This window comes from Lewinella cohaerens DSM 23179 (assembly GCF_000379805.1).
Lineage (GTDB): Bacteria > Bacteroidota > Bacteroidia > Chitinophagales > Saprospiraceae > Lewinella > Lewinella cohaerens.
On record NZ_KB903576.1, the window covers coordinates 182,047 to 208,196 of the forward strand.

The following is a 26,150-nucleotide window of genomic DNA, read 5'->3' on the forward strand; positions in this document are numbered from 1 at the left end:
GGATCGGCAGCTTCTCCGTAGGGTCGGGTTTCAAACCCGACCCTACGGAGAAGCAGACAGCCCGGTGCCGATCCCGTCCCGACTAGAAAAGTCGGGACGGGATCGGCATGGCCCCAAATTAATAAGAAAAGGCTTACCTTATGCCAACCATTGATATACCGCAAAGCTCGCGAGATAGGCAATTCCTGTCATTAAGAAAAACTGAAAAATTGGCCACTTCCAGCTTTTAGTTTCCCGCTTGACGACGGCTAGCGTGCTCATGCACATCATGGCAAAAACATAGAAAATAAGCAGCGAGGCTGAGGTGGCTGTGGTGTAAACCTGTTCTCCGGTGACGGGATTTCGCTCGTTGGTCAAACGTTCGATAATACCGGATTCATCGTCGGCAGCACTACCCACACTGTAGAGGGTGGCCATGGTGCCGACAAAAACTTCCCGCGCAGCAAAACTACAGATAATAGCGACGCCCATTTTCCAATCGAAGCCCAGGGGCCTGATGACTGGCTCGATATATTTTCCCATTTGTCCGGCGTAGCTGGCTTCTAGTTTTAGAGATGCCTCCAAGTCTTCTTTGGCGTTAGCATCCAGGTTTTGTGCGGTAGCTATAGTGGCGGTTTGTGCTTCTACAGCGGCCATTTTGTCAGCGGGCCCATAGCTGGCAAGTGCCCAGAGAACGATGGATATAACTAGGATAACCTTACCTGCTTCAATCACAAAACTGCGTACTTTATCCCATACATTTAATGTCACATTCCGGAGAAGTGGCCGTCGGTATTCAGGGAGTTCGAGCATGAGGGTGCTCCGTTCTTCTGTTTTTAAAATGTATTTAAAGAAAAGCGCGGTGCCCAAGGCTGCTATGATCCCCAAGAGATAAAGCCCCATAAAGGCAAGGCCTTGTGGATTGAAGAAGCCATCGCCATCTCCGGCTGGAACGACAAAGCCAATGAGGACAACATAGACGGGTAATCGTGCAGAGCACGAAATAAAGGGGGCGACGAGTATGGTGATAAGCCTTTCTTTCCAATTGGCGATTGTTCTCGTACTCATGATCGCAGGAATAGCACAGGCGCCACTGGAAATGAGTGCTACTAGGCTGCGGCCATTAAGCCCAAAGAAATGCATCAGAGAGTCGAACATGTAGGCAGCTCTGGCCATATATCCGACCTCTTCCAGAAGGTTGATCAAGAAAAACAGAATGGCAATTTGCGGTATAAAAATGACGACGCCACCTAAGCCTGCGAGGATACCGTCCGTCAATAAATCCGTCAGCCAGCCGGCGGGTAGGACTGCTTTTACAACGTCGTTGAGCTGCCCAAAAATCCATTCGATACCATCCATGGGGTATCCTGCCCAGGCATAGATGGCCTGGAATACGAAAAGCATGAGTAGCAGGAAGATGAGTGGGCCGAATACTTTATGGGTAAGAATACGGTCTACTTTTTCGGTAAATCCCGGGCTATCGGTGGCTGTTTCTTTGATGGTTGCTTTGGCTACGGGCTCAAACTGATCGAAACGTGCCATCGTCTCCTGAACCTGATGGCGTAGTGTTTTGAAATCATGTTCCTCCGTTACCCGTTCGATCAACTGTCGTTTGTCGTCGGAAAGAAAGGGCAGCCATTGATAATGATGAGCAAGCAAAATGTTTTGGTAAACAGTATTGTTAGGAAAAGCCTGTTCTAAATCTAGCGCAACCCGTTTTTCGATTGTATTGGGGCGATAGAAAGAAGTCGTTTTATGGGAGGTTTCTACTTGGGTGAGTTGGTTGATATATCCTTCGAGTTCCTGGAAACCTTCACCACTGTGGCTACTAAGCACGACTACTGGAGCATCAATTTTTTTGCTTAGCAACGCGGTATCCACTTCTCGGCCACGTTCTTCGGCCATGTCCGCCATGTTTAGGCCCAAGATAGCAGGTAAGCCAAGGTCTTTGATCTGGGTAAAGAGCAGTAAATGCTTCTCCAAGCGAGTGAAATCCGCTACGTAAAGAATAGCATCGGGGTAGTTTTCATCCAATGGGTTGGCCAAAGTCTGAACGACAATCCTCTCATCTTGAGCAGAAGGGTAGAAACTATAAGCACCCGGAAAATCAATAAGGCTGATTTTCTCGCCATTGGAAAGTTCGTAACTGCCTAGTTTTTTATCAACGGTGACACCGGGAAAGTTGCCTACTTTTTGTTGTAGGCCGGTGAGTCTGTTGAAAACACTGGATTTACCACTATTGGGGTTTCCTATTAAAGCTAAACGAAACGGACGGGAATGTGTTTGGGAAGAGCTGTTGTTCATTTGCGGATTACTATCGCCTCAAATTCTGTTTGTCTTAAAGCCAGGAAATGATGATCAATGGCCAGGTAAAAAGCACCTCCAAAAGGAGCACGACGTACATAACGTATTTTACTGCCGGGCAAGACGCCCATTGCCATTAAGCTAGCTGCCAACTCTTGGCGGGTAAAGCCAACGATAACGCCTTCTTCGCCAGGCTGTAGCAAATAAGCGTTGGGCTGAACAATAGGAGAGGATAAGATCGCCGTCATGTTTTTTACGTTTTTACTTTCTTTACAAAAAGTAGTACTATAGCTTGATTATCATCAGGAGTTATCCCGGGATTTTAGCAAAGGTACAGAAAGTTTCTTATTTAGATTAAGTCTAAGTAGGGTCTACAAAATTATTACTTTAGCTTGACTATCTTTGGTGACAAGAATCATCATAGAGAGGGAATAAAACAGCTTTCTTTTTTCTAAAAAATAATTATATCATGGTTTTTTCTAGAATTAGCCTCATTGTATTGCTAGCTGCCTTTGTGTCTACGACATTGGTTGGTCAGACCCTGGTAAGTATATCCTACAAAGGGCAACGTTCCCAAGAGACGCTTTCCCAGCAGTATGGCTTTTTGATCCAGAATGGGGTAGAGCTGTGGAAGGTTACCTATACGACGCCAGATGTTTTTAACCAATTGGACACTGCCTCCGGTTTATTGGTTTTGCCGGTAAGGGAAGAGACGACCATTTATCCGACGCTTATCTACCAGCATGGTACGGTGGATGGCCCACAGGATGTGCCTTCCAATCTTCAGGGAGGGTATCAGTTAGCGCTTGTTTTTGGCGGTTTAGGTTATGCTACTTTGGCCCCTGATTTTCTGGGCGCAGGCACGTCGCGGGGTTTTCATCCCTATGTGCATGCTGACTCAGAGGCATCTGCGGCAGTAGATATGCTGCGGGCAGTTCGCGGCTACGCCTCGCAGATTGATTTACTGCTTAATGATCAACTGTTTGTAACAGGCTATTCTCAGGGAGGACATGCGAGTATGGCACTGCACCGCGCATTAGAACTGGATCTGGCCAGTGAGTTTAGTTTGACGGCTGCTAGTCACATGTCTGGGCCTTACAGTATAAGTGGCGTAATGAGAGAGCTAATGGTGAGTGAAGAACCTTATAATTTTCTGGCTTATTTGCCAAATACTTACCTTTCTTACAATTATGTCTATGACTTTTATGATGATTTGGAGCAATTCTTTAAACCCACTTACACCAATGCTATTCGGAATTTTTACGAAGGGAATATAGGTTTGTCCAACTTGAATAATTTCCTAATCTCTAATCTGACGAATGAATATGGTGCTCCTATTGCGCGCTATATGTTACAGGATAGTATTGTAACTATTTTAGAAGACGCTGATCCTAGTCATCCCGTGATAGCAGCTTTGGCGGCAAATGATACTTACGAATGGGCACCCCAGCAGCCTACCCGCATTTTCTATTGCACGGCTGATGATCAGGTAAAGTATCGTAATAGTATTGTTGCAGATTCTGTTATGCAGGCTTTGGGGGCAGTAGACTTAATCACTTTCGATGTCAACCCAGATGCGGATCATGGAGGTTGTGTGGAACCAGCCGTTATTCAAACTGCCTTGTTCTTCAATAGTTTTGCAGATTGGACCGTCGGGACAAGAGATCAGTGGGATGATTTGGAGGTGAAGGTATTCCCGAACCCTACGAGTCAGAAACTACAAATACATGAATTGTCGGAGGTTGCAGCAGTGAGGGTTCTCAATCAGCAAGGCCAGCTTATGCTTACAAAAGAATTGCCAATGGGCGATAATGAACTTATGATCAACAGCCTTTCTCCTGGAATTTACTGGGTTCACCTTCAGACTAAAACAGGACAGGCGATTAGAAAAGTGGTGGTGGAATAGCAAAAAGAGGGGCAAAAAAAATGGCCGTTGGCTACTGATCCAAAACAGTAGCCAACGGCCAGAATGAGTATCAAAAAGAATGTTGAATCCCTAACTCAAATATATCAGTTCTGCATTAGGCAGCTGGTAACGATCTAGTAGGCTCTGAACGAAGGCTTTGTGGCCACGGGGAGCTAGTAAATACAATTTTCCACCTTTCATCGAAGCCATGGTACTTAGTAGTTTCCACTTGGAGACCATAGAGGTTGTGTCTTCATCCTTCATGGCTATTTCGACATAGAATTTCTTAGTTAACCTTCGCCCTGTGATATCAGGCGTATAGGAGATGTCTTCGTCGGCGCGCTGAAAGGTTCTCGGAGCTTCATAACCTTCAAAGTTGGCTTTGAGGTCAGAAAGACGGAGTGTTTTTGCCCAATCAATAGCATCGGGGAAGTAATCTATCTTTTCCATTTGGATATATTTATAATGATGAAATAATTGAAGACCAGGAGCTTGCTACTTTCGGTTTTGAGTAATTCGAAGATGAATTGTATCAGTCAAAACGCTATAAGGAATTCTCGTGAACAACGTAAACAAGAAAAAAGGTAGCATTTTTTATGCTCTTTTTAATGCTTGAGCAAACTTAAAGCGGAATAAAAATAGGAGACTGTTTAAGCAGGGAGGGTAAAACAAAAAACGAACGATGTTTATTAGCTAGCATACCCTTTTAAACAAACTTAGGGCTTAAATTGTTTATTTCCAATGATTTAAATTAAGTTTTTGAGGAATAGGGCTTGGGTTGGTTCCTAATACCCAACCATTTAGCGATAGAGGAGGGTCTTGCCTAAAGCAGTTGCTTGATAATCGACCAGAGACCTATTTCCTATGCCGAAGTCCTTCCCCGCGTTGTTGTTTTTATTTTCTTTGCCGTTTCTTTTGAGTGCCCAAGCGATCTATAGTGGACGTATACAGGATGTTGCTAATGGCCATCCAGTCGCTGGTGTAAACATAGCCTTACTTAACAGCTCAGTAGAAGAAGCCTCGAACCTCTTTGGCGATTTTGTGCTTAAAAATACAGCACAGGACAGCTTGGTCCACCCAAGCAACAGCTACCGTTTTTATAACAATACAATGGTTTGGGAGGGCGAATTCCCGATAGGACTGGAGATTTATGCCATTGACGGCCGCTTGGTTCGTCATGAATCGAATTTAGGGAATGCTGGGAGTTATTTGTTTCCCAAGCTGCCTTTTGGTATCTACTTGCTAAGGGTAAGTACAGAAGCGGACATTCAAACGTTTAAGGCATTTTCCAATGGTGATCGTACGTCCATCGCCGACAAAGGGGCTACTTGGCATCGCTCTTCGGTAGTACCTCAACCGGATACACTTTTGCTGAGCAAAGAAGGATACTATTCACGGCTTATTCCCTTGATTGGGAAGGATACTTTGTTGAGAATTAATCTGCTCAAAAAGGAAAATGATGATCTTCATTACTTCAATGAACTCATTGACCCTATAGCCTTTGATTTAATCAGTAGTCGCCCTTCCCGTACCAATGATGGTGAAGTATCCTCAGTGAAAATTATTTACAATCAAGAGGATGGCTTGATGTATTATATGAATACCAAGCGGTATACGCTACATTACCTCTTTGCGAAAGCACAGCTCGGATTTGATCAAGGAAATAATGTATTCAACCAAACCCAGTATCGTCGAAATGATGATCGATACTTGTTTCCTGCAAATCTCAATTACTATAAAAATCAAGACATATATGTGTTACATTTTGTAGCGGCTAATGAAATTAGTTGCGAAGAAATTCAGTTGATGTTTGATAAAATTCTGGCGACCTCCTACCTGGAAGGGAAGCTGTTTTTATTTGCTAATCGCCCGGAATTTAATGCCTGTGATGTTCCCTTAATCACGCCGGAAGAACTCTATGAAGGCCAGAATTACCAGGCGCTAAACCTGGCCGAAAACTATGGTTACCTAAACAAAGTGCCGCTGGAAGATTTGGAAGATACCTACCTTGGGCGTCATGATATTGTCTTACTCAACGGTGTACCCAATGACGTATCTGTCGTAGCAGGCATCATTACTACTGAATTTCAGACGCCACTTAGCCACATCAATGTACTTAGCCATAACCGCAATACCCCCAATATGGCTCTGCGTGATGGCTGGGAGAATGAACAGCTGGAGACATTGCTCGGTCGATTGGTATACCTAAAAGTGTCAGTTGATTCTTTTGAAATACGCCCTGCTACGCTCCCGGAAGCTACTGCATTCTGGGCGCAGAATGAACCGCAGGATAGTATCATTTTGGACAAGAATACGACTTTACAAGGCCTGGTAGATTTGCAAACTGCCGATTACTCCTTTGTAGACGTGGTTGGTGGTAAAGCAAGCAATTTCGCCGAAATACTTAACACAACGGTCAGTGGAGTGCCCATTCCTACGCCAGAATCTTCTTTTGCGATTCCTTTTTATTATTACGATAAACATCTTAAAGATGCAGGCTTGGATCTCTTCTTGGAAGAGATGTTGGTAAATGAACAATTTGTCAATAACCCAGCCTATCGTCGTGCTCGATTAAAGGATTTTCAGGAAAGGATCAAAGACGAACCCCTAGATGCGGAGTTAATCGGCTTGGTGGAAGATCGTATCCGCAATTTTGCTGACTTTCCTTCTTTTCGTTTTCGCTCTTCTACAAACGCAGAAGATCTGGAAGATTTCTCGGGCGCTGGCCTGTACAGTTCTTATTCCGCCAAGGCGAATGATCCGGATAAAACCATCGAAAAAGCCATTAAAAAAGTTTGGGCCAGCCTTTGGAATTGGCGCGCTTTCGAAGAACGTAGTTACTACAAAATCTCCCATGCCTCTTGTGCGATGGGTATACTGGTGCATCGTTCCTTTCCTGATGAAGATGCCAATGGGGTGGTGATTACCAAAAATCTGTACAATACCAATCCTGGTTTTATCATCAATGTGCAGTACAAAGAATACAGTATTGTATTTCCTGAGCCAGGTATCCTAAACGACCAGATCATGCTATTTACCTGGTCTATCGTCCCAGGGCAGCAGTTTACGCCGGAATACCTGACGTTTTCCAATATCCCTGAATTGAATGGAGAAACGGTACTGACAGATGATGAATTGATGGAGTTGGGTACCTATTGCCTGGCCCTCAAAAAGTATTTCTACCAAAATGTCCCTCACGATTGCAATTGCACCGAGCAAGATTTTGGCCTTGATATTGAATTCAAAGTAGACTCCCAAGTGAGTGAGCGGAAGATTTATATCAAGCAGGCGAGGTTGTATAAATAGGGCTTACTTTGCTTTGAGGTACTCTTCGTAACTTAGCAAAATACAATTCTCTAAGCTTACCTTTTATCAATGAGATACCTGAATACCTCTAGCCCGTCTTTATGGGGCATTCTTTTCCTGCTTGCAATTACGTTGCCGCTTGGCGCCCAAGACATTGGAGCTATCCTCGCTGTCCAGGAAATTGATACGATGCTTTATTCAGGTGCTAAAGACAACCGGATCAACTGGGTGATCCAAAATCGTGGAGATTCTTTCACCAACAAGGATGATTTTACGACACTTTTTGAAAATGACCTACTAAAGGCTTTTGAGCAGGGACATGAATTAGCACAAGTACCTTATGCACAATACCGTGATTTTTTCAATCTCTATTCCTTCTGGTGGCCGGATGCTCCGGATGATAATAACGGCTGGACCTTTGGTACTATCCAGGGATTGCGCGATGCGGTATTTCTGCCTTGGGCAAATGACCGTACCGGTTGGGCAACTTTCTTCTCCTCAACGAAGTACGGTGGCGGCGGCGGTGCGGGCCTTAACCGAGAAGCGAGAGTAGGTGACGGAAAAATGTACGGCATGGGTTGGGAAACCTTCCTGCACGAGTTTGGTCATACTATGCCCGGCTTATTAGACGAATATTCAGCTAGCGGCGAATGGTCAAATAGCCAGTGTTGGGAAACGCCCAATACTACCGGACAACTCAATATTGCGGACATCCCCTGGCGTTTATGGATTGAACCCGGAACGCCAATCCCTACACCTTACACAGCAGAATACCTAGACAAATTTGGTGCTTTTGAAGGCGCAATGACCAACTATTTTGGCTGCCATCGCCCCACAGCCCGTGGCTGCTTCATGGGAGCAGGAGGTTTTGGGGAGGATTATGGCTTGGTACTTTGTTCTCCTTGTATTCAACGCGTGATTTGCTATTTGTATGAATACGTTGATGTAATAGAAAACCCGCAGCCCGCAGCCGGTGACCTTACCGTAAATGGTACGGAAACACTTGCCTTTTCAGTAGATGTGGTGAAGCCGGAGCCCAATACCCAAGCATACGAATGGCGATTAAACGGAAAAATAATCGCAACAGATACTGAAACGATCGAGGTTACCTTCGACGCCTGTGATAGCTATGAGTTGATATTTGCCGTGTGGGATAACAATCCGCTCGTACGTTTCGATCCCAAATTCGCGGATACCTACCCCGAACCCTATCAAGAACTTAAATGGACGATTAATCAAACCGAGGTAAACAGCTATACTTTAGCCAGCAGCGAAATGATACAGGATGCAGATTGTTCAGGAGATGCAAATGGAAGTGTTGATTTTTCAATCACCGGAGGGCAGGCTCCTTATCAGGTATTCTTAAAAGGAGAATTACAGAACAATCCCGTAGCGAACTTTGCGGCCGGAGATTATGAGTTCTTTATTGTTGATGCAAATGGTTGTGGAATTAATCAGGACATAAGCATTGCTAGTGAGCTTTTGTTTGATCCGGAAATTTGTTCTGCTTATGCCAATGATACTTGGTCTTTATCCCTGGAAGATGAAAATTATGCTGTTGCAGATTTAAATTATTCATGGTCTACTGGGGCAACAACGGCAACAGTATCCAACTTGCCGGATGGCGATTATTCCGTTACGGTCTCCACCGCTTCGGGTTGTGTGAAAGAACAAGTTATTAGCTTGTTGTCAACGGCTGATTCAATAGTTGTTGCTGAAACCGTTTTTCCTTCCGGTTTAGAAACAGCATCGGGCAGTATTTACCTTGATATTACGGGCGGGCAATCACCTTATACCATTGATTGGTATGACCAACCTAATCGTGACCTTACCACCCCAACACCAGCCAATATCCTTTCCAGCGGAACCACCTGGGGGCACGAACCTGAATTTGCTTTTGATGATGATCTAGGAACCAAGTGGTTGCATGCAATGGCTACAAATACTCACATCGGCTATCAGTTAGCAGAGGCTTCTCCAGTGACCTATTATGTCATTACTTCCGCAGATGATGTGCCAGAGCGTGATCCTAAAACCTGGCAGTTCCAAGGCTCGAATGACGGAGAAAACTGGACGGCCCTTGATCAGCAGGTCAACCAAGATTTTACCAGCCGTTTTCAACGGAGGGGCTTTTTATTTAGCAATACGGTTTCTTACCAATACTACCGCTTGTTTATTGAGGAAAACCATGGAGATATAGCTACGCAGTTGCAGGAATTGGAAATTATTGGTTCAGATGCGGCTGCTAACTTTGTACGGAATGATCGGGCGCAGAATCAAGCAACCCGTAAGAATCTGGTAGCAGGAGCTTATCGTTACGTTGTTAAAGACGGAAATCAGACTGCGCATACCAATACTCTTTTAGTGGGGTATGCTGCCCCATTTACAGCGCTTGACTTGGTGGTGGTGCAAGATGGGGATTGTCAAGTCCGTATCGAAACGCCATCCCCCGATCACACTTATTATTGGTTTGACGATGCCGAAGCTACCCAGTTCTTAAGTACGGGCATTACTTTTCAGCCTCCCTTTTCAGGGAACTACTACGTTGCTGCCGTTGATAACAACATAGGGGCGCTGAGTGAAAATATCCAGGGCTTTGCGGTCATCGTACAAACAAGGCCAGAGGTAGAAGCCCTGAGCGATACGGAATTAGGAATTGTTGATCCCAATCCGGAGCTGGTTTACCATTGGTACGAGGAGGAAAGTTGTGGTGCTCCTTTGCATACGGGAACTGTCTTCTCCCCTCAGGCAGCTGGACTTTATTATGTTGCAGCACAGCGGCCAATGAATGCAGTTGTACCTCAAGATCCAGGAACGATACCTGGTTTGATCATTCGCATGGATGCTGCGGACTTAAATGGAGATGAAGCCGTCGATAATCCCCAATTGCCAACGAGTTCATTGTATGGCTGGTCGTTCAGCAATGGTAATAGTTGGGCCGATGGTAACTGGTATGCGTATCGTTCAAATTACCAAAATGGTTTGGGTGTGGCTGATTTTGCAACCATCTGGTTACAGCGGATCACCCAAGCAGAGACCGGCTATCAGACCATACTTATGGCTTACGAAGAAAACCCGATCACTTTTCCAAATCGAGCTCCTTTTGAGGGGCTTTCGGTTAATATCCCTCGCCATTCTGATGCTACTCAGCTTTACAGTGATAGTGCTCCCGCGCGTACCCTCAATGGCACCACTTACTTAAACGGCGAGCAGGTGGACCCACTGACAACCGCCAACCCGCTGGAGTTTTGCATTCTGGGGACCGTAATGACAGAAAGGTCTTTTGACCAGATTTACTACACCGATACACAATGGGAAGGGAAAGTCGGGGAATTACTCTTTTACGATCGTGCCCTCACTGAGGTAGAAATGCAAGCCGCTTCTGCCTACCTGCGTACCAAATGGATCAGTACCGCAGATCTGGAAAGCCCCCGTAAAACCCTCAATTGGGATGGGATGGCCCTTGACAATGAAATCTTGACGGCTGCAGACCCCTTAATGATTCACCCCAATCCTACCAATGGCAGGTTTACTATAGCGGGGTTACAAGCTCAGGCTGATATCCAAATCGTATCCCAAGCAGGTAGCATCATTCAAAATATTCAGTGTTTGCCCGGACAGGCAAACCTGGATATTCAACACTTACCAGCCGGTCTTTATTTCGTCAAAATAAGAGAAGAAGGAGCGAATAAAGTTACCGTTGTGAGAATGGTGAAGCTGTAACCTCTTTAGGGCCCTTGGTAGTTTAAAACCAGTGGATTATACCAACCGAATTACCCCCGTCTGCGCTACAAAGTGAAAATCATCCGGTCCAGTTCCCGCTAGTCCTGTCAGTAGATTGATGCCTGGTGTTTTACCCACTTCGATACTGCCTAGATCTTCCTCAAATTGAAGGGCTTCTGCGCCGTTGAGGGTGGCCCATTGGATCAGTGTTGAGAAGGGGACATAACTTTGAAAGCGGTGGATCGTCTTGAGTTCTTCCAATATGGATAATTGCCAATTGGAGGTCAGGCTATCTGTGCCGATGGTCATTTTTGCATTGGCATCCAGGAAATGCTGGTAGTTGGGGAGCCGGTTTTCAATGTAGAGGTTGGCATTGGCGCAAGTGGCCCAGTAGGCACCGTTTTGGGCCCAAGCTTGTGCCGCTGCAATATCTTCAGGCGTTGAGAGGGTATTGTGTACAAATAGCGCTCGACAGCGCGGATCCATCTGGTCCATAGCATAGTGGATAGCCGTTTTTCCTGTAGCCGAAAATTGTTCCAGTGAGATGTTGAAGCCTTCATAAAACTGCAAAAAATCTCCTGTTTTATGTTCAAATAGCTCGTTCTCCGGCGGGGTCTCTTGATTGTGGATGCTGACAGTACCTTGTCCTTGGTTCAGCTCGTTCAAGCGACGAAATAATTCTTTAGAAACAGAATAGGGTGCATGTGGAACGGCCGAACGTCGATTGCCGCCACTTTGTGCCTGGCCTTCATAAACAGGGAGATTATTGGTCACGCATTGTTCTGCCGCCGCATCTTGCAGGAAGTCGAACATTTCCACGAAAGTGTAATACCGCATAGCACTGTCCTGTTTGCGAGCTAGTGTATCCAGTTTGTTGGAGATATCCCCCACGGCAACAATCCCACCATCATACATCTCTTGGTCGGCTTGGTCAATAGCCGCCAGAATCTCCTCCTGTGGCATATCCCGAAACTGCACCACGTTGGTAATAAAAGGAATTAATTTTGTTCCGGTAGCGACTTTTCCCTTCATGTGCGACAACTCCAGGTGGCAGTGGGTGTTGATAAAGCCAGGGATCAGTACCCCCCGGTGTGACTCAACACTTGCTGGATCATGTTGGTCCAGAGGGTCAATACTAACGATTTTTCCTGCTTGATCTACAACAATCACTTGTTTCTGCATCGGGGCACCAGCAGCTGTAAGAATATAGTCGGCGGTAAGTTTACGCATGTTTGTCTGTATTGGGTTGCGCTTGAATAATCATCTATTCAAAGCGCCGAAGATACATAACCGCCGTTTTCTAACAAAAGATAACGCAAGGGGGGCAGAATTTAACATCCTTTTAAGTGGCTTTATGGCCATTCGTGCGTTCTTTAGTATATTGCTGCACCAGCATCATGATGCAGCGACCCGGTTTCGCGAATTTTGACAACAAGAACTAAGCCCCAAGAGCTTATTTGGTAGGGTCTGATTAGTCGAAATCGAGTAAATTTTATTCTGATTGAGGCTCAAGGAAGGAGCTTAGCCATAGCTAAGTGACTGATCGCCGAACGAAGAACAGGATGAAATTTGCCGATTGCAGGCAATTGAGTCCTTAGCAAAAAAGCGCTACTACTAAAGTCTACTTAATCCAACGTATCATGGACCCAAATGCCACCCTGGCCGATATCCGGCAGCTTATATCTGAAGCAAAGAACGAAGCGGCAGCCGAGCGCTTGCTCGACTATCTTAATCAAGTACCCGAACCAGCACGTAGCTGGCGGGATACTGTCAGTAATTTACTAGCTCAGTACAAGCGCATAAAGCTGCAACAACAGCGTAATACCATCAGCTTTGATGAAGCACGCCGCGCCATTAATCAAATCACCGATGGATTACTGGCGAGCCTTGCGGGTATTGAACAAGGTATCCCCGCTCCAGCACCCAAAAGCAAGGAAGTTGGCGGGAATACTAGTAGTCCCCCTTGGTTAGTCATTGGTGTAGTGGCGGCATTGGTATTGGCTACAGCTTCGTTTTTTATGCTGCGTGGGGTTTTCCAAAACAATAATAGCCCTGCTGATCCATCCCTTGGAGTCGTAGACCAGGGGGAATCAGAAGAAGGGGAGTGCCCGCCTTATGGAGCCGATTCGGAGTTCAATATCATGTTGTTGCCTTTTCAACCCCTCGACGGCAAATCCAAGAAGGTTGAACTCGTCGTAGGGAGTCGTTTGGCTACTGAAATGGTGAAATATGGCCTTAATGGTTCTGTATATACTAAAAAAATCGACGTTTTTTCTAATGAATACCCCCTCACCAGTCAACAGGCTTCCAGTATCGGGCTCCCCTGTAAAGCGCAGTTGATTATTTGGGGAACCACCGAGGAAGACAGAGATGGAAATGATATTGTAACCACCAAATTTCGCTTTATTGAAAGCAGCCATTTCTCCCTCACCGACTTGGAAATCAGCAATGAAGCGACTGTTGATACAGTAAGTAGCTTGTCAAGCATTGCCTCTAGTGCAGAATTGACGGAAGAAATTGAAATGACCATTCAGCTGATTCTCGGTTTGGTTGCTCATGAAACGGATAACCATCAGGTTGCAGCAGCTACGCTTGATAAAGTAATTGAAGACCGGGGTGGGGTAGCGGCCAACCCTAAATGGGGGCTTATTCAGGCCGATAGTTATATCAAAACGGGCCAGGATGAACGCGCCATTGAGGTGTACCGCGAAATGCTGAAAACCGATAGTACCAATGTACAGGCACGCCTCCAAAAAGGACTGCTTGAATATCGCGGTGGAAAAACAGAAGCCGCAAGCCAGGACCTAACCATGGTATTGGAACAAGAGCCTGAAAACACCAAAGCACTCACGGCTCGTGCAGCGGTGAGTGTAAAACGTAATGATCTAAATCTTGCTCGCCAAGACCTGGATCAATTAGAAAAGTCAAAAGACAGAAGTGTTGCTGCTCAGGAAATTAGGAAGAACTATAACGACCGCCATCTGGCAGAGCAAAAAAAAGTAGAGACTGCTGACCAGCAAATCCAAGTAAACCCTAACGATACCTCTGCTTGGCGCGTCAAGGCAGAAGCTGCTCAAAATATTGGCGACTTTTCTACGGCTAAAAAGGCTGCATCGAACCTTTTACAACTTGATCCGAATAATCTCGCAGCGATCAAAACTCTCCAATCTGTGATGGCCAAAGTCCCTGATAGCATCGACGTTCGTCGCCAACTGGAAATCGCTATCCCAAAACTTAGCCCGGACCAACTGAAGCGGGTGCGTCCGCTTATTCCTCCTCGTAATTAGGGTTGTTTTTTTTTAACCACCAAAGGCACCTAAGATTTTTTACTTTAGGTGCCTTTGGTGGTTCAGGTATCTTCGTCGGGTATCTTGGTCAGGTAAATTCGTGAATTTACCTTGTTAGGCCAGTCTCTTATAATCCCTTATATTTTCTTATATGGTTCAACATAATCTTGGTGCCTTTGGTGGTTCAATAACCCGGGCAATCTGGCAGCATGCGCGTTGTCGGGTTGGGAAAAGTTTAAATATTGATTTATTTAAAACATTTTGTAAATTGCCATGCGGTTAAATCTGAATAGACTTGTTCTGCCGGGGCAGTTTGGTTGGGGGAATTGATGCATTATCGACCACGCGAAGCCTTTTTTGAGGAGCCTAGCTATAACTAAGCGACTCAAAAAAGGCACAGCGTGGGAAGATAAGGCGCGATTCCTACCCGAAATGATCTCGGCAGAACAAGTCTAATAATCAACAACATGGCGGATCCTCTATTACTGGCTTTTTTGTTTTTGGTCATCGGGCTATTGCTGGGTTTTGTATTGGGCTACTGGTGGCAACGCTTGAAGGTCAGCAACGATTTTGTTTCCAGCGAACAAATTGCGGTTACTTACGTTCCCAAGGCTGTCCACGAAGCGCTGCTGGAACATGCCGATGTTTTGCAGGCCAACCTTCACGAAAAAACAGAAACGGAACGCGACCTCTCTTCGGAGCTAGCAACGGAAAAGGCGCGCCTCGAATATCTTCAGGAAAAGCTGGATATACAGATGAAGGAGATGCAGGAATTGCAGCAGACCAACCGTCTTACCTTCGAGTCGCTGGCGAGCCGTCTCCTCGAAGAGAAAAGCAAGAAGTTTACAGAGCAAAACCATAGCCAACTTCAGCATCTACTTGATCCTCTGAAGGAAAAAATCAAAACCTTTGAAGACAATATAGAACGCCGTTACCTGGAGGAAACCCGCGATCGCGTAAGCCTCAAAAAAGAGATCGAGCAACTCCGCGACCTCAACCAACAACTGAGCCAGGATGCTGGCAATCTCACCGCTGCCCTCAAAGGAGATAATAAAACCCAGGGGGATTGGGGCGAAGTACAGCTGGAACTCCTTCTCGAAAAGGCGGGCTTGCAAAAAGAGGTCCACTACCGCACACAGTCTTCCTTCCGCGATCAGGAAGGTAAGCTCAAGCGACCCGATTTTATTATCAATTTACCAGAAAACAAGCATTTGGTGATTGACTGCAAGGTGTCGCTTACGGCCTATGATCGTTATTGTAGCGCCGAAGACGATACCCAGAGGGCTAAAGCACTTAAACAACATTTAGAGAGTATCCGTGCCCATATCAAAGGCCTGAGTAAGAAGAAATACCAGGATTTATACCAGATCAATTCGCCGGATTACTTGCTGCTGTTTATTCCCATTGAGCCCGCTTTTGCACTAGCAGTTCAGCAAGATCAGCGCTTGTTTCTAGATGCCTTGGACGACAATATTGTTATCGTTACTAATTCCACCATGTTAGCTACGATGCGGACGGTCTCCTACATCTGGAAACAAGAGAAACAGCAACGCAGTGTACAGGAAATTGCGCGCCAAAGCGGCCAATTGTACGACAAGTTCGTTAACTTCGTAGAAGACCTCCAACTGGTGGGGCAACGCCTCGATAGTACACACAATGCCTATTCGGCAGCCATGTACAAGCTCTCTGAAGGTAAACGTTATAACCAAACCCTGGTTGGGCGTGCCGAAAAGTTACGGAAACTGGGTGCTCGCACCTCCAAGCAATTGCCCGAGGCCATGCGCCAGGAGGAAGAGTAATAAGTCCGTAGAGGGATACGGTCCGCTTCGCGTCCCTAGTGTAGGGGGTATAGGGATAGAGAAGAATTAGGTGGTTTTTTCTAACTTCAAGGAGGAAATTCTATGTTGGGTAGTTAAAGAATAGGTTCGGTTAGCGTATTTATATCCCTATGCCATTTACCAGAAATCCCTCTACGACCTTTGGTCAATGCCGAATGTCAAGCAAAAACCTCAATATTATGATTAACGCGCAACTCACGACCAAACTCCTCCTCTTGCTTCTCCTGTTTTCCTTTACGATAAACGCTCAAGGTTGGTGCTTCAGTCTGACAACAAATCCGTCTCCAGAGGTAGAGGTGACTGCAGTTCCGGTGACGGCCATTACTATCCCTGTAGTCGTGCATAATGTCTATTATAATGACGCTCAGCGGCTGACCGAAACCCAGATTCAATCCCAGATAGCGGTGCTCAACGAAGATTTTCGTTCAGCGAATGCTGATTTGGATCAAGTTATCAATTGGTACCAGAACAAGGTAGCGGATATGGAAATCAACTTTGTTCTCGCGGATCAAGACCCTTTGGGGAATCCTCATTCTGGCATAATTTTCTCGCCCACGTCGATTGATGGGATTGGCAATGATTTTACGAATGGTCGCCGCAACCTTTGTTATGATGACCTGGGAGGAAGCTCTGCTTGGTGTACCGATTGCTACCTCAATATATGGGTAGCTGACCTTGATTTCAGCGGTGTTGCCGGGGTTGGTATTTTTCCTACAGAGATTGCTAGCGGCGAAGTACCCCGCGCAGAAGACGGCGTATACATTCAGTATGATCGTTTTGGTAGGGGAGGGACTGCTACTGCGCCTTATGATTTGGGGCGAACGTGCACCCACGAGATTGGCCACTACCTCAATTTGCTACACCCGTGGGGCAACGTGAGCCCTCCACCGAATTGTAACCCTAGTATCTGTTGCCCTGACCCCGTTTACGACGATCTCGTAGACGATACAGAAAAGCAAACCTGGACCTACGCAGGGTTATGCCCCAGTGGATTTCAAGATAGCTGCCCTGGTAATGGAGGGCCAGATAACTACCAGAATTTCATGGGTTTTGTAGAAGATGCCTGTGCCATCATGTTTACCCAAGGGCAAAAAGACCGCGTCTGGGACGCCCTGCAAACCTACCGTCCCGGATTATTGAACCCCGATTGTATTGAACAGTGTGTCGTAGGAACGAAAACCCCGCAGCAGGTCGATAATCTGTTTAAGCTAATATATTCCCTCCACGGCGAGCTGACGCTGGAAGCTTTAGCTCCAGACCTTGATTGGACGCTTTACAATGCACTGGGGCAGGAGGTTTCCTCTTGGAGGTCAGAACTTGCGGGTGGTTTTACCCAGCAGATTTCTGGAGTCGTTTCAGGAGTTCATTTTTTAGTTGTACAGAAGGGGATACTTCTGCAAGTGAGGAAAGTGGTGTTGTGATAGAATTCCAAAAATGTTTATCATTGCACACAAACAAAAGTTTTTCTGATTATGCCTAAGCTACACTTCCTTATCCTGGCCGCCAGTGCTTTTATTTTTCTTGCGGCTACTTGCCGGCCTTTGACGACCAAAGACCTGGATGAGCTTGATCCACGGATAGAAATGTTTAAAGGCCCTTGTTTTGGGAGTTGCCCGGTGTATAAACTCACTATTTACGAAGGTGGCGTAGCATCTTATGAAGGCCAGCAGTTTACTAACCGGATTGGTTTACACACGAAACTATTGGATCAGACGACTTACCGCAACTTGATCAAAGATTTTGAGGAATCCAATTTTTGGAATTTTCAGAATGCCTATAAAGCACAGATTCCAGATCTGGCTACTGTTACCATTAGTTACCATGATGGGGAACAATCAAAATCAGTGAAAGGTAAAGATGGGCGTCCTACAAAAATTATGGAGCTGGAAGAAAAGCTTACTGCTATTGCAGAAAGCGGAGGCTGGGAACAGCAGGCTCCGGGTAGTAACTATGGTATGCCCGACAATGTCATAGCCGATGAATTGTTGGTGAATTTGTCTACTCAGGTAGATCCCAATGTTTGGATTATTCAGTTTTCTAAGCAGGATATGCAGATCGTAAAACGGCTTTCGCCTAATAGCCCTTACTGGTTGTTTCGCTTTAATCCTGAGCGAATTAATCCGGAAGAAATGCTTGGATTGGTACGCCGTAACGAATACGTGTTGAGTGCCGAATTCAATAAAACGATGAATCNTTCACCTCGTAACTAACTTTTATGAGATTGCTTCTATTGCTCTTCTTTACCCTATTAGCTGTAGGGGGGAATGCTGTGTACGGCCAGTCAATGCCTGTTGATACAGCAGGTTTCCAGACGTTTACTCATCAATCTGGAGATACGACCTACTTGATGAAGCAATATTTTATGTGCTTTTTAAAGGTAGGCCCTCGTCGTGATCAGGACGAAGCGACTGCTGCAAAAATCCAAGAGGGACACCTCGCCCATTTGGCAGCGTTAGGGGAACAACGAAAAATCTGTTTAGCTGGGCCTTTTGCGGATGATAGCGGTATTCAGGGGGTGGTCATTTATTCCACACCCACCTATGAAGAGGCCGCTAGCTTGGCCAATCAGGACCCGGCTGTGCTTGCCGGGCGACTCGTCGTAGAGATACATCCCTTTTGGGCCGCAGTAGGTGCGCAGTTGTTTTGATCTCTCGTCGATTTTCTACGTATGGATAAATATTTTTATAATAATATTTTACATATAACAACATTTACCTTATATTGCCTTCAGACATTAAGTAATACCACATCATCTTTCACCCATCTGCACTACCGTGCGTCTGACTTTCCCAAGGAATGAGCTTTGCTCATTGTATTTCGCGTAAGAACAACAAACACACTCCCACACCACTGGTGTAGTTGAGACAATTGTCTCTGCTCGCCAGGTTTGTTATCAACACTATTTACAACACATCTTTGTTTGAAGTACCTGAAATCGTACTGTCCTTCGGAGCAGTTCTGTTTCTAATGTATTTCCTACATCTGTCTACCTAAAATGATGATTTATGATTGACTTGTTATCCGTAGCGATAACAGGGTGACTTTGTATTGAACACTATCAACAGCACAAGGCGACTTTTCGATTTTGCACATGAAAAGAAATTACTATGAGAAGCCTGACTTGTGCCTACAAGCTTTTATTTCTATTGTTTTTGGGCCTTCCTTTTGTTGTAACAGGACAAGCCTCGGAGCGCTTTGTTGGAGAGGATGTAACTTTTGAGGTTGCGGAGTTGAACCAATATTTCAGTGAGTATCAACTCATACGTCTTCCTGTCAAGGAGATCAATGATTATGTCCATACCATTGGGGGAAGCCTCCAAATGGATTGGTGCTTTCCTGATGGGATGAATTGGCCATTGCATTTGGAGCCTGCTCCTGTGCGTGCTCCGACCTTCTCTTTGGCATTGATAACACCTCGGGGGAAGCGCGAGGAAAAGCTGCGTGATGACCGTGTTAATACCTTCAAAGGAGTACTTGATGGCAAGGATATTCGACTTACCATTAACGACGACTTCATCTACGGTTATGTACGCACCGGCGATGAGGAGTGGTACATTGAGCCTCTCAAGCGTTTTGTGGATAATGCAGCATCCAATACTTATCTTCTATATCGGACCAGGGACGTTTTGCCCCAATCAAACCTTCGTTGCGGCCAGACGGAAACAGCTCGTGTAACTAGCGAATCAGCAGGTGGCGCGCGGGGCGGTTGCCTGGAGGTCGATTTAGCTGTTGCGGCAGATTATTCCATGTTTGAACATTATGGTTCTGCAGGTGGTGTATTGGCCCATTTGGAAGGGGTCTTGAATAATGTCAATGGTAACTTTGATGATGATTTTTCACAAGGACTTTTCTTTCGTATGTCGGAACTGGTGATGCCAATCGTGGAGAGTAGTGACCCTTGGTACAGCGGAGAAGATGCACTACAATTGTTAGAAAGCTTTAAGGAATGGGGCCACGGAGGTGGCTTTCAGAGCGATTTTGATTTAGGCCAATTCTGGTCGCGCCGTAATTATCAGAGTCAAGGTAGTGGCAGCGTAATCGGCCTTTCCTACGTGGGGACATTCTGTAGTGAAAATGGATATCATATTTTAGAAGATTTCACCGGTAGTGCGGGTTACATACGGGTAATGACAGCTCATGAAATTGGACACAATTTTGGCTGTAGCCACAATTACAACGGGACTCAACTTGAGTGCTATAGTAATAATCGGCCTCCCTATATCATGGACCCCATCGTGAACCTGGCGACAGAATGGTCGCGTGGTATTTGGGGCTTTTGCGAGACAAATTCGGTGAATGTTATCGATAACTATCTGGCTGCAGATGATTGCCTGACTGCTTGTTCGCCGATTTGTGAAACGGTGAATGACTTGATCGCTACGCTTGATGCTTCGGAGCCGGCACTTGGTCTTGATTGGTCTGGAGAAGAAGCCGGCGCGTGGAAAGTATTGTTAACGAATACAGCATCTGGAAAAACGGACACCTTCCTTTGTGCTGAACCTTCCATCTTGTTAACCGAAGAAATAGATTTATGTACCGTCTATCGTGCACGGGTGATGACGGTTTGTAGTGAAAACACAGTTAGCTCAAGTGTCTTGATTGATTTCAATACAGAAAACACTTCCAAGCTGAACCTGGAGGCTGTTCGTACCTCTAATTGTGAACTTGCCAGTAGCACTTACACCCTTGATTTGACGGTCAGTTTTGAGACTGCTCACGAAGAAGGTTTTACGGTTCAGGTGGGCGAACAAAGCTATCCGCAAATTTATGGAACGAGCCCTCAGCAGGTGAGTATTCAGCATTTGCCGGTCACAGAAGCACCAAGTGTAATGGTAAAAGTTATCCCTAATAGCAATGGCTACTTGTCTTGTGGGCAGGTGGCCAAGTACCGAGCGCCTGCCCCAGCGTGCAGGATAGTGGTGGAAGAAAATTTTGATGATTGTAGTCTGCCAGTAGGGTGGCAGTATGAGTCGGCATATTTATCGGGTGCTCAATGGTTGATTGGCGACTCTACCCGGGAGGTATCCAACTTTGGTGGAGTGCAGAATACGATTAACGGCAGTTGTATGCTGTATTTTGATGATGACCTATTAGGTCCTTTTGCGGAAAATACGGGAGCCACGTATTTATACTCTGCGGTTTATGATTTCGCGGATTACGAATCAGTTGAGCTTTCGCTGGTTTATAACTTTAATGCATTTTACTCTCACCCTTATTCTGCATTTACGATTGATGTTTATAATGGCGAAAGCTGGGTAAATGTCCTTACGGATGAAACGACCAGCGGATGTTGGCCTAGTGATGCTTGGGGAGTAGCTTGTTTGACGTCTTACCTCAGCGATTTGAGTCCGTTTGCCAATGCTGATTTCCAAATTCGCTTTGGTTATCGGGATGGCGGCCAATGGGCGGAATTTGTAGCAATGGATGACTTTCGTTTAGATGCGATCAAGCGTTCGTCGATCCTGCCCGTAGAGTGGGGGACGTTTACGGCAAAACCTCTAGCTAAAGAAGCTCGTCTGGATTGGACGACAGTACAAGAATTTAATAATGAAGGATTTTACATCGAGCGCTCCGGTGATGGTCGAGATTTTTATGACCTGGCTTTTGTAGCCAGTATTGGCGACCATTACGAGTTACAATCATATTTCCATTTTGATACCCGTCCTCTGCCTGGTACCAGCTATTACCGCCTGCGACAGGAGGATCTTGATGGCAGCTTTACTTACAGCGATGTAAGAGAGGTTACCCTTCTTGACCTTACAACTGACTGGGAGGTTTACCCTAATCCGGTAGGCCATGATGGTCAACTGCAGGTGAGTTGGTTGCAGGTGGAGGACTATTTTACTGATTTTGAGTTGCTCTCGGCTACTGGGCAGGTGGTTCGACGATTTGAGGTAAACGCGAGCCCAGGGTGGGTTTCTGACCGTATTGATCTCTCTGGGGTGCCATTAGGTGTTTATTTTTTACGCCATCAAGATGGGAGCGTAAAACGAATCGTTATTTAACTCTCTGAGCTGTTTTTTCTCAGCGCGTAAGGCGGAGCCTGGAGCGCGCCGGACGGAGGAGGAGGACGAGCTGGTGAAGTGGTAGTGTGACGCGCAGCAAAACACTAAGAACGGAACAAGCGGTAGCGCCCCGCCGATAGCGGGGCCGCTACGGCCCATAATTATACCCGTTGCTAAGTGATATTTTTAGGCAGCTTTTTCTTTATCCGTTAGGTTTTTCAAAACGAAGAGCATAACGAAGAGGATGGCCATCGGGATGAGGGTGTAGCTAAAGGCCGTTTCTGCCCCGACTTCCTTAAACAGAATGCCGATTAGGCGAGAACCCAATGTGCCACCAATGGCAGAGAAGATGATGATGAGGCCCGACATAGGGCTGTGTAGTTTTTTGGGCAAGGCGCTGAGTACCACCGAATTCAGTAAGGGGTAAATGGGGGCAATGAATAAACCGACTAAGGGAAATGCGTAGCCAATAGCTGGAATATCTGCGAGGGTTTCGACGATACCAATATCAGCGCTTACGGCCCTGGGTAATACAAAATATACCATGGCCATAGCGCCAATTAAGCACCCGCTAAGGACAATAATCCAGGATACGCGCTGGGTCAATACACCTGCCATGATGCGACCAATACCCAAGGAAATAGCAAGGATACTGGCCATGATAATGGCGAGGTTTTCGGGCAGCTCGAGGACACGGTTGTTGAAGGTAGGTAGCCAAGTCATAATGCCTTGCTCAATCATGACGAAGAGGAAGGCACTGATGACGAAAACGATGACCAGTAAGCGACTGATCAACCGAAACATGGCCATGAAGTCTTCCTTTATATCAGCGCCGGGTATTTCGTAATTATCGTCAAACTTAGCGAAGTACAAAAAGAGAAAAGAGAGGATGGAAAGTCCGGCCAATAGCCAATAGACATTGAGCCATGCGTTGGGCTGGCCCTCGGTATTGAAGGCCGGGAAGAGGAAATACGCTAGTGCGATACCAAACATGAACACCCCTTCGATATTGCTCATGAGGCTGTTGTGTGCTTTCTCTCCGTCGGTGACTAGGCCAATAACGGAATAGACGGATACTTTGATAAGTGCAAAGGATACCCCCACGGAGGCGAAGAGCATCTTGGCCGACCAGAAAGAGTTACCGAAATACATGCTGATACAAGCTACTGTAACGATGGCCAAGGCCGCTAGCATAGCTTTTTTGTAGCCGATTCGGGGCAGGAACGATGCTACCAGGAAGGAGACGATAGCGATGGGTAGGTCTTTGAACAGTTCTAAAGTGCTGGCGGCTACCTCATCAACGCCATAGACATTTTGGGATTTAAGAATTACGATGCCTACACTATTGAGGAGGATGGCGAAAACAAAATAATTGATGAAAAGCGACAGTTTGATGGCCTTGTCTTGCATGTGGTGGATTGTTTGTAGTGGTCGTCGTTTTGTAAACAGTGGCTTAAGATAGGATTTTCTGTTTATTCGGTATATTTCGGGCTGTTCTTACTTTTTTTGAACCACCAAAGGCACTTCAGTTTTTTAGATTAAACCACTTAAGGACACCAAAGTGTTTTTTTGAACCATGTAAGGAAATAGAAGGGATTATAAGAGGTTGGCTTAACGGGGTGAATTCAAGGATTTACCCAACGTGAGGGGAGGTGAACCACCAACGGCACTGAATAGAGCGTTTTTTTTACAAACAATATAAGATGATGAAACAGGTTGATTTTTTATATCGGTTTATGGCCATTTTAATGGTGCTTTTCGCACCTTTCGGAGCTGTGCTGGCGCAGGAGCGGGCTGTTTTTGAGGCTGAATCTGCTCGTTTTCGGGCCCAGGTAGAAAAGGATGGTCTCGCTTTGCAGACGATGCTGGACGATGACCTGTATTACCTGCATTCGAACGGTTTAGTTGAAAGTAAGCAGGATTTTATCACCAGCGTAACGGGCGGTAAAATTGTCTACAGTGAAATGATGGCTACGGAGCATCGTCTTCGGAGGTATGGTAAAACAGCCATTTTGTATGGCTTGTTGATCGTACGAGGAATGTATGAGGGAGAACCTTTTGATATACGCTTGTACTATACCTCGGTATATCGGAAGAAGAGAGGGAAGTGGTTGTTGATGAACTGGCAGTCGACGAAAAAGCCTTAGAAGAGTGTAAAAGTTGGTAGGTGTAAAGGTGTAAAAGTTAATTTGACCTTCCTTTATGGTCTGTTTTTTTGTATTTCGTTTCGCCTCCTTCGGTCGCTGTAGGCTTGCCGCAGGCGATGCACCCCAAACCTCCCTTTCCAGGAATGGGGCTTTTTTATTGGATTTAAGGCGGGTTTTTACTTGCTGAGGCGGCCATATTAAGAGGAAGGAAGGCTTGATGCACGTGGTTGTTTTGGTGGTTTAATCTACCGTTAAATTCGTGAATTTAACTTATAGAGGTGGCCTTGGGAAGCTACCAAGTTTCAGGGATCGGAGGCTACTAGCGGAACCAACCAACCATGACCATCTAACAATCAACCATCTAACCATTATTTATCTTTTGCTTTCGCTCGGATGATCAACCTGAGGCCTTGGTCGTAGGTGAGGTAGTTCCATACCCAGTTGAGGAAGACGAATAGCTTGTTTTTGGTGCCTAGGATAGCAAATAAATGAACCAGCAGCCAGACGGTCCATGCTGGGAAGCCTTGGAAGCTGAGCTTGGGTAGGTCTACCACGGCGCGGTTGCGGCCGACGGTAGCCATGGAGCCTTTGTCGTTGTAAACAAAAGGTTTCCATTTTTGGCCTTTGAGCTGTCGTTTGAGGTTTTGAGCGAGGTTGATACCCTGTTGGATAGCGACTTGAGCGACTTGAGGGTGCCCTTGTGGAAAGGCTTCTTCCTCCATGTAGGCGATGTCGCCAATGGCGTAAATGTTGGTGGTGTCTTTGACTTTGGAGAAACGATCAACCTCTAGTCGGCGACCATACGTGAGCGCGCTTTCGGGGAGTCCAGGGATGCTGTTGCCTTGGATACCTGCTGCCCAAATTACCTTATTACTTCGGATTTTCTCGCCATCGCTGAGGTAGGCATATTCGCCGTCGTAATTATTAACGCGGGTATTGAGGCGAACTTCTACGCCCAAGTCTTTGAGGTAGGCCAGCGATTTTTCGGAAGATTCTTCCGACATGCCTTTCAATAATTGCGGGGCACTTTGGATGAGGTAAATGTCTATCTCGTCGCAATTGAGCTCGGGATAGTCTTTGGGCATGATGTACTTTTTCATCTCAGCCAGTGCTCCAGCCAGCTCTACGCCCGTAGGCCCTCCGCCTACGATGACAATATCAATATAGCCTTGACGCTCGTCGTAGTCGATGGTTGTAAGTGCCTTTTCGTAATCAGACAAAATAGAATTGCGTAAGTAAAGTGCTTCACTTACGGACTTCATGGAGAGGGTGTTGCGTTCTACTTCTTCGTTGCCGTAATAGTTGGTGTCTGCGCCAATACCAATGAGAAGGTGGTCGAAGTTGCAGTGGCCGAGAGAGGTGATGACTTGGTTTTTTTCGGGATCAATAGAAAGCACTTCGGTAACTCGAATGAACACATTGTTGCGTCGGCGAAAAAGCTTCCGGAAAGGGAATGCAATAGAACTAGGTTCTAGCCCGGCCATGGCTACCTGATAAAACAAGGGCTGAAACTGGTGGAAATTATTTTTGTCTAAAAGAACGACCTGGTAGTTGGCTTTGGCAAGTTGACGTGCAGCGGCTAGACCGGCAAACCCGCCACCAATGATGACAACGCGTTCCTGAGTACTTTCGGGGATATTGATTTTCATAGGTTA

Annotated in this window: 16 protein-coding genes; 10 read left to right on the forward strand and 6 right to left on the reverse strand. The window is 46.0% G+C overall.

Annotated elements, in window-relative coordinates:
* Window positions 1–138: 138 nt before the first annotated feature.
* Together feoB and A3EU_RS0123935 are read right to left on the reverse strand one after the other, a co-directional pair.
* Window positions 139–2,283, reverse strand: coding sequence for a ferrous iron transport protein B (feoB, locus tag A3EU_RS0123930; RefSeq protein ID WP_020538731.1), 2,145 nt, complete (start codon window positions 2,281–2,283; stop codon window positions 139–141).
* A complete protein-coding gene (locus tag A3EU_RS0123935) occupies window positions 2,280–2,531 on the reverse strand; it encodes a FeoA family protein (RefSeq protein WP_020538732.1) in 252 nt (83 codons plus the stop codon). The genes feoB and A3EU_RS0123935 overlap by 4 nt, the downstream gene beginning before the upstream one ends.
* A 221-nt stretch (window positions 2,532–2,752) precedes the next feature.
* Here A3EU_RS0123935 and A3EU_RS0123940 point away from each other — a divergent pair, with 221 nt between their 5' ends.
* The gene (locus A3EU_RS0123940) at window positions 2,753–4,189 is read left to right on the forward strand and encodes a T9SS type A sorting domain-containing protein (protein ID WP_020538733.1); all 1,437 of its coding nucleotides are present in this window, start codon (window positions 2,753–2,755) and stop codon (window positions 4,187–4,189) included.
* Window positions 4,190–4,279: 90 nt separating this feature from the next.
* Here the strand turns inward: A3EU_RS0123940 and A3EU_RS0123945 are convergent, their stop codons facing one another.
* Window positions 4,280–4,639 (reverse strand): hypothetical protein, encoded by a 360-nt coding sequence (locus A3EU_RS0123945; protein ID WP_020538734.1) that lies wholly within the window; start codon window positions 4,637–4,639, stop codon window positions 4,280–4,282.
* 414 nt (window positions 4,640–5,053) lie between these two features.
* On the opposite strand from A3EU_RS0123945, the gene A3EU_RS0123950 reads away from it, so the two are divergent.
* Entirely contained in the window at window positions 5,054–7,495 is a 2,442-nt protein-coding gene (locus tag A3EU_RS0123950) for a PEP/pyruvate-binding domain-containing protein (protein WP_020538735.1), read from the forward strand.
* 69 nt (window positions 7,496–7,564) lie between these two features.
* Window positions 7,565–11,218 carry a T9SS type A sorting domain-containing protein gene (locus tag A3EU_RS0123955; RefSeq protein ID WP_020538736.1) on the forward strand — a complete coding sequence of 1,218 codons (3,654 nt, stop codon included), beginning with the start codon at window positions 7,565–7,567 and terminating at the stop codon, window positions 11,216–11,218.
* Between the two features lie 36 nt (window positions 11,219–11,254).
* Here the strand turns inward: A3EU_RS0123955 and A3EU_RS0123960 are convergent, their stop codons facing one another.
* Complete coding sequence (locus tag A3EU_RS0123960) at window positions 11,255–12,448, reverse strand: amidohydrolase family protein (RefSeq protein ID WP_020538737.1); 1,194 nt, start codon at window positions 12,446–12,448, stop codon at window positions 11,255–11,257.
* A 410-nt stretch (window positions 12,449–12,858) separates the two neighbouring features.
* Here A3EU_RS0123960 and A3EU_RS0123970 point away from each other — a divergent pair, with 410 nt between their 5' ends.
* The 6 genes from A3EU_RS0123970 (at window position 12,859) to A3EU_RS0123995 (ending at window position 22,348) form a co-directional block, all read left to right on the forward strand.
* Window positions 12,859–14,505 carry a hypothetical protein gene (locus tag A3EU_RS0123970; protein ID WP_020538739.1) on the forward strand — a complete coding sequence of 549 codons (1,647 nt, stop codon included), beginning with the start codon at window positions 12,859–12,861 and terminating at the stop codon, window positions 14,503–14,505.
* Between the two features lie 467 nt (window positions 14,506–14,972).
* The gene (locus tag A3EU_RS0123975; protein ID WP_020538740.1) at window positions 14,973–16,304 is read left to right on the forward strand and encodes a DNA recombination protein RmuC; all 1,332 of its coding nucleotides are present in this window, start codon (window positions 14,973–14,975) and stop codon (window positions 16,302–16,304) included.
* Window positions 16,305–16,522: 218 nt separating this feature from the next.
* Complete coding sequence (locus A3EU_RS33240; RefSeq protein ID WP_052331334.1) at window positions 16,523–17,764, forward strand: M43 family zinc metalloprotease; 1,242 nt, start codon at window positions 16,523–16,525, stop codon at window positions 17,762–17,764.
* A gap of 162 nt (window positions 17,765–17,926) precedes the next feature.
* The gene (locus tag A3EU_RS35110) at window positions 17,927–18,553 is read left to right on the forward strand and encodes a DUF6438 domain-containing protein (RefSeq protein WP_425412736.1); all 627 of its coding nucleotides are present in this window, start codon (window positions 17,927–17,929) and stop codon (window positions 18,551–18,553) included.
* 5 nt (window positions 18,554–18,558) lie between these two features.
* Window positions 18,559–18,990, forward strand: a complete 432-nt coding sequence (locus A3EU_RS31655; protein ID WP_020538742.1) for a YciI family protein — start codon at window positions 18,559–18,561, stop codon at window positions 18,988–18,990.
* 460 nt (window positions 18,991–19,450) lie between these two features.
* Window positions 19,451–22,348: a M12 family metallo-peptidase gene (locus tag A3EU_RS0123995; RefSeq protein WP_020538743.1), complete on the forward strand. Its 2,898-nt coding sequence runs from the start codon at window positions 19,451–19,453 to the stop codon at window positions 22,346–22,348.
* A gap of 186 nt (window positions 22,349–22,534) precedes the next feature.
* Here A3EU_RS0123995 and A3EU_RS0124000 read toward each other — a convergent pair whose 3' ends face one another.
* Entirely contained in the window at window positions 22,535–23,758 is a 1,224-nt protein-coding gene (locus tag A3EU_RS0124000; protein WP_020538744.1) for an MFS transporter, read from the reverse strand.
* Between the two features lie 293 nt (window positions 23,759–24,051).
* On the opposite strand from A3EU_RS0124000, the gene A3EU_RS0124005 reads away from it, so the two are divergent.
* On the forward strand, window positions 24,052–24,495 hold the full coding sequence (locus tag A3EU_RS0124005) for a nuclear transport factor 2 family protein (protein ID WP_083937553.1): 444 nt from the start codon (window positions 24,052–24,054) through the stop codon (window positions 24,493–24,495).
* 368 nt (window positions 24,496–24,863) lie between these two features.
* Here A3EU_RS0124005 and A3EU_RS0124010 read toward each other — a convergent pair whose 3' ends face one another.
* The gene (locus A3EU_RS0124010) at window positions 24,864–26,144 is read right to left on the reverse strand and encodes an NAD(P)/FAD-dependent oxidoreductase (protein WP_020538746.1); all 1,281 of its coding nucleotides are present in this window, start codon (window positions 26,142–26,144) and stop codon (window positions 24,864–24,866) included.
* Between the last annotated feature and the right edge of the window lie 6 nt (window positions 26,145–26,150).

Coding starts and splice junctions, on each gene's coding strand:
- A3EU_RS0123955 (WP_020538736.1), top strand. CDS start 7,565: ATGAGATACCTGAATACCTCTAGCCCGTCTTTATGGGGCATTCTTTTC.
- A3EU_RS31655 (WP_020538742.1), top strand. CDS start 18,559: ATGAGATTGCTTCTATTGCTCTTCTTTACCCTATTAGCTGTAGGGGGG.
- A3EU_RS33240 (WP_052331334.1), top strand. CDS start 16,523: ATGATTAACGCGCAACTCACGACCAAACTCCTCCTCTTGCTTCTCCTG.
- A3EU_RS0123950 (WP_020538735.1), top strand. CDS start 5,054: ATGCCGAAGTCCTTCCCCGCGTTGTTGTTTTTATTTTCTTTGCCGTTT.
- A3EU_RS0123995 (WP_020538743.1), top strand. CDS start 19,451: ATGAGAAGCCTGACTTGTGCCTACAAGCTTTTATTTCTATTGTTTTTG.
- feoB (WP_020538731.1), bottom strand. CDS start 2,283: ATGAACAACAGCTCTTCCCAAACACATTCCCGTCCGTTTCGTTTAGCT.
- A3EU_RS0123960 (WP_020538737.1), bottom strand. CDS start 12,448: ATGCGTAAACTTACCGCCGACTATATTCTTACAGCTGCTGGTGCCCCG.
- A3EU_RS0124010 (WP_020538746.1), bottom strand. CDS start 26,144: ATGAAAATCAATATCCCCGAAAGTACTCAGGAACGCGTTGTCATCATT.
- A3EU_RS0123975 (WP_020538740.1), top strand. CDS start 14,973: ATGGCGGATCCTCTATTACTGGCTTTTTTGTTTTTGGTCATCGGGCTA.
- A3EU_RS0123945 (WP_020538734.1), bottom strand. CDS start 4,639: ATGGAAAAGATAGATTACTTCCCCGATGCTATTGATTGGGCAAAAACA.
- A3EU_RS0124005 (WP_083937553.1), top strand. CDS start 24,052: ATGATGAAACAGGTTGATTTTTTATATCGGTTTATGGCCATTTTAATG.
- A3EU_RS0124000 (WP_020538744.1), bottom strand. CDS start 23,758: ATGCAAGACAAGGCCATCAAACTGTCGCTTTTCATCAATTATTTTGTT.
- A3EU_RS0123940 (WP_020538733.1), top strand. CDS start 2,753: ATGGTTTTTTCTAGAATTAGCCTCATTGTATTGCTAGCTGCCTTTGTG.
- A3EU_RS0123935 (WP_020538732.1), bottom strand. CDS start 2,531: ATGACGGCGATCTTATCCTCTCCTATTGTTCAGCCCAACGCTTATTTG.
- A3EU_RS0123970 (WP_020538739.1), top strand. CDS start 12,859: ATGGACCCAAATGCCACCCTGGCCGATATCCGGCAGCTTATATCTGAA.